Annotated in this window: 13 protein-coding genes; 6 read left to right on the top strand and 7 right to left on the bottom strand. The window is 45.2% G+C overall.

Going from position 1 to position 12,814, the window contains the following annotated elements; all coding sequences use genetic code 11:
• Nucleotides 1-4: 4 nt before the first annotated feature.
• A complete protein-coding gene (locus tag NQS30_RS04515; RefSeq protein ID WP_015240169.1) occupies nt 5-1,120 on the top strand; it encodes a tripeptidase T in 1,116 nt (371 codons plus the stop codon).
• Nucleotides 1,121-1,233: 113 nt separating this feature from the next.
• Here the strand turns inward: NQS30_RS04515 and NQS30_RS04510 are convergent, their stop codons facing one another.
• Complete coding sequence (locus NQS30_RS04510; protein ID WP_015240168.1) at nt 1,234-2,070, bottom strand: membrane protein insertase YidC; 837 nt, start codon at nt 2,068-2,070, stop codon at nt 1,234-1,236.
• Between the two features lie 32 nt (nt 2,071-2,102).
• Nucleotides 2,103-2,384: a hypothetical protein gene (locus NQS30_RS04505; RefSeq protein ID WP_003153239.1), complete on the bottom strand. Its 282-nt coding sequence runs from the start codon at nt 2,382-2,384 to the stop codon at nt 2,103-2,105.
• A gap of 75 nt (nt 2,385-2,459) precedes the next feature.
• Here NQS30_RS04505 and NQS30_RS04500 point away from each other — a divergent pair, with 75 nt between their 5' ends.
• Together NQS30_RS04500 and gndA are read left to right on the top strand one after the other, a co-directional pair.
• A complete protein-coding gene (locus NQS30_RS04500) occupies nt 2,460-3,704 on the top strand; it encodes a DNA polymerase IV (protein WP_012117936.1) in 1,245 nt (414 codons plus the stop codon).
• Between the two features lie 108 nt (nt 3,705-3,812).
• Complete coding sequence (gndA, locus tag NQS30_RS04495) at nt 3,813-5,222, top strand: NADP-dependent phosphogluconate dehydrogenase (protein ID WP_007408395.1); 1,410 nt, start codon at nt 3,813-3,815, stop codon at nt 5,220-5,222.
• Nucleotides 5,223-5,311: 89 nt separating this feature from the next.
• On the opposite strand, the gene zwf is transcribed toward gndA, so the two are convergent.
• A complete protein-coding gene (zwf, locus tag NQS30_RS04490) occupies nt 5,312-6,781 on the bottom strand; it encodes a glucose-6-phosphate dehydrogenase (RefSeq protein WP_003153243.1) in 1,470 nt (489 codons plus the stop codon).
• Between the two features lie 208 nt (nt 6,782-6,989).
• Between zwf and rnz the strand changes: the two genes are divergently transcribed.
• Together rnz and rpmG are read left to right on the top strand one after the other, a co-directional pair.
• Complete coding sequence (gene rnz / locus NQS30_RS04485; RefSeq protein ID WP_205164424.1) at nt 6,990-7,916, top strand: ribonuclease Z; 927 nt, start codon at nt 6,990-6,992, stop codon at nt 7,914-7,916.
• 76 nt (nt 7,917-7,992) lie between these two features.
• Nucleotides 7,993-8,142 carry a 50S ribosomal protein L33 gene (gene rpmG / locus NQS30_RS04480; protein ID WP_003153246.1) on the top strand — a complete coding sequence of 50 codons (150 nt, stop codon included), beginning with the start codon at nt 7,993-7,995 and terminating at the stop codon, nt 8,140-8,142.
• Between the two features lie 49 nt (nt 8,143-8,191).
• Here rpmG and NQS30_RS04475 read toward each other — a convergent pair whose 3' ends face one another.
• The 3 genes from NQS30_RS04475 to NQS30_RS04465 form a co-directional block, all read right to left on the bottom strand.
• Nucleotides 8,192-8,965, bottom strand: a complete 774-nt coding sequence (locus NQS30_RS04475) for an alpha/beta fold hydrolase (protein ID WP_205164423.1) — start codon at nt 8,963-8,965, stop codon at nt 8,192-8,194.
• A gap of 113 nt (nt 8,966-9,078) precedes the next feature.
• Nucleotides 9,079-10,095, bottom strand: coding sequence for an NADPH dehydrogenase NamA (gene namA / locus NQS30_RS04470; protein WP_003153250.1), 1,017 nt, complete (start codon nt 10,093-10,095; stop codon nt 9,079-9,081).
• 139 nt (nt 10,096-10,234) lie between these two features.
• Entirely contained in the window at nt 10,235-10,558 is a 324-nt protein-coding gene (locus NQS30_RS04465) for a GlpM family protein (protein WP_015240166.1), read from the bottom strand.
• A 138-nt stretch (nt 10,559-10,696) separates the two neighbouring features.
• Here NQS30_RS04465 and NQS30_RS04460 point away from each other — a divergent pair, with 138 nt between their 5' ends.
• Entirely contained in the window at nt 10,697-11,575 is an 879-nt protein-coding gene (locus tag NQS30_RS04460) for a LysR family transcriptional regulator (protein ID WP_015240165.1), read from the top strand.
• 341 nt (nt 11,576-11,916) lie between these two features.
• Here NQS30_RS04460 and loaP read toward each other — a convergent pair whose 3' ends face one another.
• Nucleotides 11,917-12,447, bottom strand: a complete 531-nt coding sequence (gene loaP / locus NQS30_RS04455) for an antiterminator LoaP (RefSeq protein ID WP_007408401.1) — start codon at nt 12,445-12,447, stop codon at nt 11,917-11,919.
• Nucleotides 12,448-12,814 lie beyond the last annotated feature (367 nt).

Genomic DNA, 12,814 nt, shown 5'->3' with positions numbered 1-12,814 from the left:
GAAAATGGTTAACGAAAAACGTCTGCTTGAAGAATTTCTTGAACTCGTTCAAATTGATTCAGAGACAAAACATGAAGCGGAAATCAGCAAGGTGCTCAAACAAAAATTCACTGATTTAGGATTGAGCGTAAAAGAAGATGATACAAAAGAAGTGACGGGGCATGGAGCCGGCAACTTAATCTGTACGTTAAAGGGCACAAAAGATGCGGATACGATTTATTTCACATCGCACATGGACACGGTTGTCCCGGGCAAAGGCGTTAAGCCGATTGTGGAAGACGGCTATGTAAAATCCGACGGCACGACGATTCTCGGCGCTGATGATAAGACGGGACTTGCCGCAATGTTTGAAGCCATTAAAGTGCTGAAAGAAAAAAACATCGAGCACGGCACCATTGAATTCATTATCACGGCCGGAGAAGAATCGGGATTAGTCGGGGCAAAAGCAATGGATCGTTCAGACATTACCGCGAAATACGGTTTTGCGCTTGATTCAGACGGAAAAGTCGGCAACATTATTGTAGCCGCGCCGACACAAGCGAAAGTGAGAGCAACCATTTTCGGGAAAACGGCTCATGCGGGGGTAGAACCGGAAAAAGGCATCTCCGCGATTACAATCGCATCAAAAGCAATCTCTAAAATGCCGCTCGGCCGTATTGATAAAGAAACAACGGCTAATATCGGACGTTTCGAAGGCGGCACGCAAACCAATATCGTCTGCGACCAGGTTGATATTCTGGCCGAAGCGCGTTCATTAGTGCCTGAAAAAATGGAAGCGCAAGTGCAGAAAATGAAAGAAGCTTTCGAATCTGCTGCAGCTGAGATGGGAGGCCGCGCGGAAGTGGACATCGCGGTCATGTATCCGGGTTTCAAATATCAGGACGGCGATCAGGTTGTGGAAGTCGCGAAAAAAGCGGCGGCAAAAATCGGCCGGCCGAGCGAACTTCAGACAAGCGGCGGCGGAAGTGACGCAAACGTCATTGCCGGCCACGGCATTCCGACAGTCAACCTGTCAGTTGGTTATGAACAAATCCATACGAAAAATGAAAAAATGCCGATCGAAGAGCTCGTCAAAACGGCGGAAATGGTCGTTGCCATTATCGAAACAGCAGCCAACTAAAAACGAAGCACCCAGTTGATTGGGTGCTTTTTTCATTCTTCATGATAATTGGCTTAAAGCCTTGCATATACAAGAAAAAACCCTGCCGGATAGGTTCCGGCAGGGTTTCAGTATTATGATTTGGCGGGCTCCGCCTGAGCCGCAGCTTGTTTCTTTTTATGATGCGTCTGCTGTAAAAGTACATTCTGCACTGTCAAAAACAGTCCGCTTGTAAACCAGTAAAGCGGCAGCGCAGCCGGTACGTTAAGTGAAAAAACGGTCATCATGACAGGGAAAATAAAGACCATGATTTTTGCTGACTGCATTGCGGCCGGATTTTGAGCAGCCGGTGAATATTTCTCGTTTAATTTTTGGGAAATATAAGCCTGTAAGAAATACATGGCCCCCGCGCACAGTGATACAAGAATATCAGAATGCCCTAAGCTGAACCACAGAAATGAGTGTGAAGCGATTTCCGGCGTTGAGCGGATGGCGTAATAAAAACCGATCAAAATCGGGAATTGCACCAGCATCGGAAGACATCCCATTGCCATCGGATTCAGATTGTGCTCACGGTAAAGCTTCATCATTTCCATTTGCAGTTCTTTTTGTTTTTCCGCATCTTTCGTTTGTTTGATTTTAGCCTGAATGCTGTCGACCTGCGGTTTGATCACAGCCATTTTTTCCTGGAACACCCGCTGTTTCTTAAATTGGTTCACAAACAAAGGCAATACAACGATCCGGACGATAATCGTCACCAGAATAATCGACAGTCCGTACTCACCGTGGAACAGGCCCGCCACACCTTTTAAAAGTGCCGAAAACGGCTCGATCAGGTAATCGTGGAAAAACCCGATATTCCCGAGGCCTCCCGTCTGAGTCTGAGATGTCGCCGCAAAAGCCGAGCGGCCTGTGCACAGTACGATAAAAAACAATCCGAATGCGATCCATTTTTGATATGTTTTAGACAATTATGTCTCCTCCTTTTTATCTTCACTTGCCGTTATAAAAGGAGGAAGCTGACATCTTCATCATCATTCGCCGGTGAATTCATGCGGATGACTTTACGTATCCAAGTTGTAATGCGATGATATATAATAATAAGAAAGTCTGTTCGGTTCAGCTGAACGACTGCTTGATGTTCATCTATTCGTTTCGTTCTCCAATGCTCGCCTGCGCGGCGCTCACGCAAAAGAAAAGCGATGCCGATCGCGGTCAGAGCGGGAAGAATAATTGTGAAAAAATCGACTAAAAATAAAAAGTCATTCATTGACTCAAGAATCATTTTATCACATCCATTCAGCTCTTATTTTACTACATATATATAAGGTTGTCTATGAAAGGAAAGGAGGCGCCGGGAGTGGCCGGAAAAGGGAGAATTATATTTCATATCGATATGAACAGTTTTTATGCCTCCGTAGAAATGGCGTATGATCCGTCTTTAAGAGGAAAACCTATCGCCGTTGCCGGAAACGTGAAGGAACGGAAAGGAATCATCGTCACCTGCAGCTATGAAGCGAGAGCGCGGGGCGTAAAGACCACCATGCCGGTGTGGCGGGCAAAACGCCTCTGTCCGGAACTCATCGTCGTGCCTCCGAATTTTGACCGCTATCGGAGTTCGTCAAAAGAAATGTTCAGCATTCTGAGGGAGTATACGGATTTAGTCGAGCCTGTTTCTATTGATGAAGGATACATGGATATTACGGACACACCGCACAGCCACAGGGCGTATGAGACAGCCGAAGACATTCAGGCGAGACTGCAAAAAGAGCTTTTGCTTCCGTCAAGCATCGGCATCGCCCCGAATAAATTTCTCGCTAAAATGGCTTCTGACATGAAAAAACCGCTCGGCATCACCATTTTAAGAAAAAGAGAGCTGCCGGACGTATTATGGCCTCTTCCGATTGAAGAGATGCACGGTATAGGAACGAAAACTGCGGAAAAAATAAAAACGCTCGGCATCAAAACGATCGGTGATTTGGCAAAAGGAGATGAACATGCGCTGAAAACGCTTCTCGGCATAAACGGCCCGAGGCTGAAGGATAAAGCGAACGGCATCCATCCTGCAGAAGTCAATCCCGAGCGGATATATGAATTTAAAAGCGTCGGCAACTCATCCACCCTGTCGCATGATTCGGCTGACTGGGATGAATTAACGGGCGTGTTTGACCGGCTCGCGCTGTCTGTGAGCGAACGGCTCCAGCGTAAGGAGGTCATGGCCTGCCGGCTGTTCATCATGATTCGGTATGCGGATTGGAAAACGGTCACAAGAAGCATGACCCTCAGCAATCCGGCTGATCAGAAAAAAGACATCATGGAAGCGGCGATGGAACTGTTTGACAAGCACTGGAACCAAAATCCGGTAAGGCTTCTCGGCATCACCGGAACGGAACTGGTTGAAAAACAGCAGGCGTATAAACAGCTTGATCTGTTTTCATTCAAGGAGGACGCAAAGGATGAGCCGATTTTTCAGATGATGAACGAGCTGAATGAAAAGTACGGCCAAAACCTGATCAGAAAAGGCGCCGTTATAAAAAAAGAAGAAAGCAAAACAAGGGGAACGAGCTTTAACAGAGACTTTTTTCAGGATGAAAAGAAAAGGTGAATAACTTGAAAAAAGGGGTTATGTATGATAATTTCTTTAGTATAAATATCATTTTATTTTAATTTAAATTTTAAAATGGTTAAACGTTTGAAGAAGGGACGTTAGAATATGTCAAAACAACAAATCGGAGTTATCGGTCTTGCGGTAATGGGTAAAAATCTGGCTCTTAACATCGAAAGCCGGGGATTTTCTGTGTCTGTATACAACAGATCAAGCAGCAAAACGGAAGAGTTTTTAGAAGAGGCAAAAGGCAAAAATGTTGTCGGTACATACAGCATTGAGGAGTTTGTCCAGTCTCTTGAAACACCCCGTAAAATTTTATTAATGGTTAAAGCGGGAACTGCAACGGATGCGACGATTCAATCTCTTCTTCCTCATCTGGAAAAAGACGATATTTTGATTGACGGCGGAAATACATACTATAAAGATACACAGCGCCGGAACAAAGAGCTTGCCGAAAGCGGCATTCACTTTATCGGAACGGGTGTATCAGGCGGTGAAGAGGGAGCGCTGAAAGGGCCTTCTATTATGCCGGGCGGCCAAAAGGAAGCGCACGAACTCGTGAAACCGATTCTAGAAGCCATTTCTGCTAAAGTGGACGGAGAAGCTTGTACGACATACATCGGCCCGGACGGAGCGGGGCACTATGTAAAAATGGTGCACAACGGTATCGAATACGGTGACATGCAGCTGATCTCTGAGTCATATTTCATTTTGAAACAGGTGCTCGGATTGTCTGCCGAAGAGCTTCACGAAGTATTCGCTGAGTGGAACAAAGGAGAGCTTGACAGCTATCTGATCGAAATCACGGCTGACATTTTCACTAAAAAAGATGAAGAAACGGGCAAACCGCTTGTTGACGTGATCCTTGATAAAGCAGGCCAAAAAGGAACGGGTAAATGGACAAGCCAAAGCGCTCTTGACTTAGGCGTGCCGCTTCCGATTATCACTGAATCTGTTTTTGCGCGTTTCATTTCCGCAATGAAAGAAGAGCGTGTGAAAGCAAGCAGCCTTCTGTCCGGACCAGACGTTAAGCCGGTCACTGAAAATAAAGAAGAGCTGATTGAAGCGGTCAGAAAAGCGCTCTTCATGAGTAAAATCTGTTCTTACGCACAAGGCTTCGCCCAAATGAAAGCCGCGTCTGAAGAATATAACTGGGATCTGAAATACGGTGAAATCGCGATGATTTTCCGCGGCGGCTGTATCATCCGCGCGGCGTTCCTGCAAAAGATCAAAGACGCATATGACCGTGAACCGGAGCTTGACAACCTGCTGTTAGACAGCTACTTCAAAAACATTGCAGAAAGCTACCAAGGCGCCCTTCGCCAAGTGATTTCACTTGCCGTAGCCCAAGGCGTGCCGGTACCTTCGTTCTCAAGCGCACTTGCGTATTACGACAGCTACCGTACGGCAGTGCTTCCTGCAAACTTGATTCAAGCGCAGCGTGATTACTTCGGCGCGCATACGTATGAACGCACAGATAAAGAAGGCATTTTCCATACTGAATGGATGAAGTAATGAAGAAGCCCCCGCAGTTATTGCGGGGGCTTTTCTAATATTAAAAACCGCGGGCCGTCATGAACGGCGCCGCGGTTTTTAATGTTTTCTTATATATTCCACCAGTGGAGACCGTCTTTTTCAAGAAGATCGTCCGAAGCTTTCGGTCCCATTGACCCGGCTTCATAATTCGGAGAAAGGGTTTTATCGGCTGCCCACGTTTCGGAAATCGCATCGACGAAATTCCATGAAAGCGCCACTTCGTCCCAATGGGCAAAGTTTGTCGCATCACCGAGCAGACAGTCATGGATTAATTTTTCATAGGCTTCCGGTGTGTTCATTTCGTCACTGCAGTTGCTGCAGTAATCCAGCTTAATCGGCTGAGCATGAGCGGCTCCGCCTAATTTTTTAGCATTCAGATATAGTGTAATGCCTTCATCCGGCTGAATATGGATGACAAGCAAGTTCGGATTTACATTCGTTTCATTGCCGTAATAAAGGTTCATCGGAATGTCTTTAAATTGAACGACGATTTTCGTTGATTTTTCTTTCATCCGTTTCCCTGTGCGGATATAAAACGGAACGCCGGCCCAGCGGAAGTTATCGATTAACAGCTTTCCGGACACGAATGTTTCCGTATTGGAATCCGGTGCTACATTATGCTCATCTGTATAGCTTGGTACAGAGTTTCCGTCAATCGTTCCCGCTTGGTATTGTCCGCGGACGAAGTAGTCGCTCACTTCGTTTGGGGCGACAGGGCGGAGAGCTCTCAGCACCTTCACTTTTTCGCTGCGGATTTCTTCCGTGTTCAGTTTAATCGGCGGTTCCATCGCCAAGAGAGCGACCATTTGTAAAATATGGTTTTGAACCATATCACGGAGTGCGCCTGATTTCTCATAATATCTCGCACGATCCTCAACGCCAAGATCCTCACTTGACGTAATCTGGATGTTTGAGATGTAGCGGTTATTCCACAGCGGCTCAAACAGCGCATTCGCAAACCGGATGACTTCGATATTTTGAACCATTTGTTTGCCTAAGTAATGGTCGATCCGGTAAATTTGATCTTCCGTGAAAGCTTCGCGTATTTCTTTGTTAAGCTCTTTCGCACTCGGCAGGTCATGGCCGAACGGTTTTTCAATGACGAGACGGGACCAGCCATTTGTCGCTGTGACACCTTCGTTTTTAAGTGATTTTGCGATAGTGCCGAAAAACTCAGGAGCCATCGCCAAGTAAAACATTCTGTTGTTCGGGATTTCATATGTATGTTCAAGCTGATCAAGCAGGACATTCAGCTCCTGATAGGAACCCGGATTCGTTACATCAAACGGATGGTAATAAAAATGAGATGTGAAATCGTCTATGTCTTTTTGCCCGGCAGAAGAAACAGACGTTTTAACGGTTTCCCGGAGGTCCTCGTTTGACCAAGGTCTTCTTCCAACACCTACAACTGCAAACTCTTCACCAATTTGACCATTTTTATATAAACGGTGAATGGATGGGTAAAGTTTTCGTTTTGCCAAATCCCCTGTGGCACCAAATATTACAATTACTGCTTTTGGTTTGTCGTTTGTTTTCACTTAGAGTACCTCACTTTATCTGAAGCATGGTTTAAAACCCCGCATATTTCCTTCATTTTAAATCTAAAATTCGTTGAAAGCAAACATTTCAGCCTGTTTTTTGCGGTTTGCGGAAAAAAATTAATCAGGCCGGAGAAGGCCCGGGTGAATTCACATTTTCAGCCTGATCCTGTATCCTTAGTAGTACAAAGATCTAGGAGGAAGCATTGTGGAATTATTATTTTTAGGGACGGGGGCCGGCATGCCGGCAAAGACGAGAAACGTAACGTCCGTCGCGCTGAAGCTTCTTGAAGAAAGGCGTTCCGTATGGCTGTTTGATTGCGGAGAAGCCACTCAGCATCAGATATTACATACAACAATCAAACCGAGGAAAATTGAGAAGATTTTCATCACCCACCTTCACGGCGACCATGTTTACGGTCTTCCGGGTCTGTTGGGGAGCCGTTCATTTCAGGGCGGTGAAGAAGAGCTGACGATTTACGGGCCAAAAGGCATTAAAGCCTTTATCGAAACAAGCCTGAACGTGACGGCGACTCATCTGACGTATCCTCTTACCGTACTTGAAATCGAAGAGGGGACGGTTTTTGAAGATGAGCAATTCATTGTTACCGCAGCATCCGTCATTCACGGCGTGGAAGCGTTCGGCTACCGGGTTCAGGAAAAGGATATTCCCGGCGCATTGCAGGCCGGCAGATTAAAAGAAATGAATATCCCGCCCGGACCCGTCTATCAGAAAATCAAAAACGGCGAAACGGTCACACTTGACGATGGCAGAATCATTAACGGGCGGGATTTTTTGGAACCCCCGAAAAAAGGGAGAATCGTCGCTTTTTCCGGGGATACGAGGGTATCAGAGCGGGTAACGGAGCTGGCGCGCAATGCGGATGTGCTTGTTCATGAAGCGACATTTGCCAAGGAAGATGCAAAGCTCGCACATAATTATTATCACGCGACGACAGAACAGGCTGCGCAAACGGCAAAAAAAGCAGGCGCCAAACAGCTGATCTTAACTCATATCAGCGCAAGGTATCAGGGTGAATCGCCGATGGAGCGTCTCGAACATGAGGCGAAAGCGGTATTTGAAAACAGTAAGATCGCATTTGACTTCATGGAGGTCACTGTGGAGCGGTCTTAAAAAATGGACAACTTGACATTTTTTTCTGGTGAGATATAATAAAACGTAATAATTACGATTTAAAGGGGTGAAAATGATGCGTGTGAATGTTACATTGGCCTGTACAGAGACAGGGGACAGAAATTATATTACGACGAAGAACAAACGGACGAATCCGGACCGGTTAGAAATGAAAAAGTATTCCCCCCGGTTGAAAAAGTATACGTTGCATCGTGAGACAAAATAGATCACGATAACAAAAGCCATTGTGCCGTTGCACAATGGCTTTTGTTTTATCAGTTTACCGCCTGATAGGCAGGAGCATTCATTTGCTGGCGCACCGCGCACCAAACATCATAAATGGCAAGGTGGACGATGTGCGGTTCATCGTGGTGAATGGCATGAGAACTGTTTTTGGCCTGAATCCATCCGCTTTGATAAGAGACATCAAGCATGCTTCTGTGCAGTTTCACCCATTGTTTATGAGCGTGCTTTAAGCGCTCATCCCGCTCTCCCGATGATAAAATCAACAGCGGCATATCGCCGAAATGAATCTGCTGATGCTTGATCTGACGAAGGCTCGTCAAAAATTCCGCGTGTGATCCTTCCAATATGAACTGTTTCAAATAGGCGGCTTTCATTTCTTCGGGAAGAAGCGGAAGCACTTTCGTCTCCTGATCCTCAGAAACCGGATCAAGCATCACCATCCCGAGAATATCCCGGCGGTTCCGGCTCGCCCAAAGTCTGCTGATAATCGCGCCGTATGAATGCGAGACGACAAGATAAGGAGGCTTGACGCCGGCCTTCAGAAGAAGAGCGTTTAATTCCTGTACCATGTGGTCCGCCGTTCTCTTGTTTCGGCTTTGTCCGCTTTTGCCGATTCCGGCTCTGTCATATGTGAAAACCCCAAATTCTTCATCTATGTCAGCGAGTAATGATGTCCATGTTTCAGAAGAAGTGCCGTAGCCGGCTTCAAAGACGATCGTCACTTCGCCGGCGCCTTTACGGTGTTTCGTATAAAACGGACACCCGTCAATCAGATATGTCCTTTCCATCCATGCTGCTTTCATTGGAGTCATCCCCTCTAATTGGTTCTATAGGGAAGACGGAGAAGCTTCGGCAATCGTTTCTCAAAAAATAAAAAAAGAGACAGCCGGATCGAAAAACTCCGGCTGCCACTTCATCACCATGCTCTGTCGTATTGAACCGGTGACGGTATTTCAGTATTCAGCTGCTTCGCTGCACTCCTTGCAAAGTGCGGATCGCGCAGAAGTTCTCTCGCGACAAAAATAAGGTCAGCGCGGTTGTTTTGCAGAATTTCTTCCGCCATTGTTCCCGTCGTTATCAAACCGACGGCGCCTGTTGCGATTTCGGCCTGTTCACGGATTTTCTCTGCGAAGCTCACTTGGTAGCCTGGGAAGACATTAATATCAGCTTGAACGAGTGCGCCTGAGCTGCAATCAATGAGGTCGACTCCCTGTTCTTTCATCCACTTCGCAAAACCGATATGATCCGCAATGTCCAGCCCTTTGTCTGTATAATCCGATGCAGAAATACGGACAAATAACGGGCCGTCCCAGACTTCCTTGACGGCTTCAATGGTCTCGCCTAAGAAGCGGTAGCGATTTTCATGTGAGCCTCCGTATTCGTCTGTACGGTGATTGGACAGAGGGGACAAAAATTCGTGCATTAAGTAGCCGTGTGCCGCATGAAGTTCAATAATATCAAAGCCGGCTTCTTTCGCGCGCGCCGCTGCCTGTTTGAATTCCTGAATGGTTTCTTTAATTTGTTCTGTCGTCATTTCAGCCGGTGTTTTGGACTGCTCATCGAACGGAATGGCTGACGGAGCGTAAATGTCTCCCTCAAGCTCAGCTTTACGTCCGGCGTGCGCAAGCTGAATGCCGATTTTAGATCCTTGCGCTTTCACTTGTTCCGTCAGTTTGGCAAAACCTTCGATATGATCATCGCTCCAAATGCCCAAATCCTGATCGGAAATGCGCCCTTGAGGATTAACGGCTGTCGCTTCCACGATAATCAGGCCGACCTGTCCGATTGCACGCGATATGTAGTGCGCCATATGAAAAGGCTGCAGTTTTCCGTCCTTCTCATGTGAGGAATACATGCACATCGGTGCCATAACAATACGGTTTTTGATCGTTACATCTTTAACGGTCCATGGTGTGAATAATTTTCTGGCCATTTATTTCGCCTCCCGGAATGTTTTTAGACATTGATTATAACAACTCTTGATCATTCAGTCATATAAACTGCTCACAACTGAACACATCGTTCTTATTGTTCTGGACGGGCATTTTTTTATACACAGCGTGGCCGTATCTTCATAACAGGCATTTACAGCCGATCATATAGCAAATATAGATGAGAAACGCACCGATGACTGCGTGGCCTCCTTTGAACCAGTTTGTCAGGATGAAAATACTGCTGATGAAGATCACTGCGCCGAAGGCACCGAATATTCCGTTTTTTTGAGCGGCTCTGAAATCGTCGGGGCTCATATTTTTCAGCTGCAAGTGAATATTCAGTAACGTCATGATCGGCAGCAATGTAATAACGCCTGATAAGAATAAGTATTTCGATTTGCTTAAATACGCGGCGGCCACCATAACGGTGCCGCCGATAAAAAATTGAATGAGAAAACTCATGCTGAAACGCTCACCTTCTGTTTGTTATCAAGTATAATGATGGAGACATTGCCATTTTATTTTTGATTGATGTATAAGTAAACTAAATATAACTAATGCATTGGATAATAAAGAATGATATCTGGGAGATGAAGCCGGTTGGATTTAAAGAAGCATTTAGCCTTTATTAAAACGGTTGAAAGCGGCAGCCTGACCCAAGCCGCTGCCATATTGAATTACACACAGCCGAACATCAGCCAAATGATCAGTAAATTAGAGGAAGAGTACGGTTTTCCGCTTTTGATCAGACAGCGGCATGGAGTGAGGCCCACCGCAAATGGCTTGAAAGTGTTACATATTATGAAGGAAATTCAAAAAAACTATGAAAAACTGTCTGAAACCGTTGATAATATTAATGGGTTAGAAAGAGGGGAAGTCCGGCTCGGCACTGTTACGAGCGTGGCGGTAAAATGGCTGCCGAAAATTTTGAGGGAATTTAATGAGCTGTATCCTTCCATTAAGGTGCATCTGTTTGAAGGAAATTCTACTGAACTGGAAGAATGGCTGAAAGATGATCGGATTGATGCGGCGATCGGGACATCCCACAGCGAGAAGTGGCATTTTTACCCGTTGGCAGAGGATCCGATTGTAGCGGTGATGAGCCCGCAGCATGAATTGGCGCAATGTGAAACGGTTCCGTTACATGTCATGGAGTCCGTCAAATGTATCGTGCCTTATCCGGAGACACATTTTGATGTGCTGAAAGTGCTGAAGGAAGAAAAGATTACGCCGCGGGTCGCTTATCAAATCAGAGGGGATGAAGCGATTATTGCAATGGTGCGGAACAATCTGGGGATCAGCATCTTGCCGCAGCTTTTGGTGAATGATTGTGATGTGCTCATCAAACGGTTTGATCGGTATGTCTCCAGGCAGCTCGGCATTTTGACAGCTCATGCAAAGGAGACGCAGACACCTTCTGTCCAGAAACTGATTCAATGCATACAAGAATGGGTTGCGGTCCGTCAGGCTTCTGTCTGAAGAAGCCTGATATGCGTTTAAGCCGGTTCAGCATAATAGACCAGCATAAAATATGTCACCGGTTCATCCGTGGAATTAAAATAACTGTGCGGCATCGCCCGAAGTCAGCACATGCTTTTCGTCATGAAGCTCAACCGTCAATTCACCGCTCTTGATTAAAATGTATCTTCCCCTAAATGTGATTTTGCCTCATGGGCGCAGCCCGGCTTCAGGTCAACTATGCCTTGAAAACAAAAAGTTTGACCGTGACGGTGGTGAGCGGGGTTATTTCGGTGTCGGGCTTTCGTTTGTATATAAAAAGGGCATCAACGGCATATGCTGTTGATGCTTTTTTTGAAATGCTAGGGTTTGGAGAGCACCTCAATTCCGACGTTGACCATTTTGTCCAGTCCCATAAAAGACAGGCAGATTTTGGCGCGTCTTTTTCTTTTATCGATCTTTTTAATAATGCCTTCCATTCCTTTAAGAGGCCCTGAGGCAACGGTTACTTTTGAATTTTCAATATAGACTTTTGAATAATCTACAGTGTCTCCTTCTCCGATCAGCCTGATAATAGGGAGGATTTCTTCATCCTTAATTGTCGTGAAATAGGTTTTACGCTCTTTGGAATAATATGCGCCGTTATTCACGATTCTGCATGAAATGGGGAGTTCTTTGATTTTATGAAATGTCCGCTCTGTCATCTTCGTTTTAAACAGAACATATCCCGGAAACATCTTTTTGAGTGCCTCGTATTTGATTCCGGCTTTTCGTTCTGTGACTTTTTTCTTGGGTATGATTGAGTAGAGAGCCTGCTCATCAAACTGCAGACGCAGAAATTTTTGAACTGTTTCTTCTTTTCCGGACTCTACAAAAAGTGCGTACCATTTCATGACTGGGTCCTCCTTAGAATAATAAGAAATTATTATACAAAGAAAGTATTTAATGGATAGTATTTAAAGTGATTAAAAATTTTTCTAATTCGTCTTTTTTTTACATAATATATGAAAATGAAAAATAAGTATAGACCCAATTGACAGAGAAGCGATGAATTTTCTTTGACATGAATAGGGTTCAGGGAATTATCTGACATTTATCCCGAAACAATTATGCCGACTGTCCACCGAACATAAAACTGTGAAATAAATGTCAGAAAATAATGAAATAATTCCTTGACATTATTATCTATAAATTGATATTATTCTCTTTAAATAGCAACTATTTGTTAAATTTATTAAATTGATGTAAAGCACCTATTAA

The organism is Bacillus sp. B1(2022), assembly GCF_040259625.1.
Taxonomy (GTDB): domain Bacteria; phylum Bacillota; class Bacilli; order Bacillales; family Bacillaceae; genus Bacillus; species Bacillus velezensis.
This window is presented reverse-complemented; position numbering and strand designations above follow the sequence as displayed.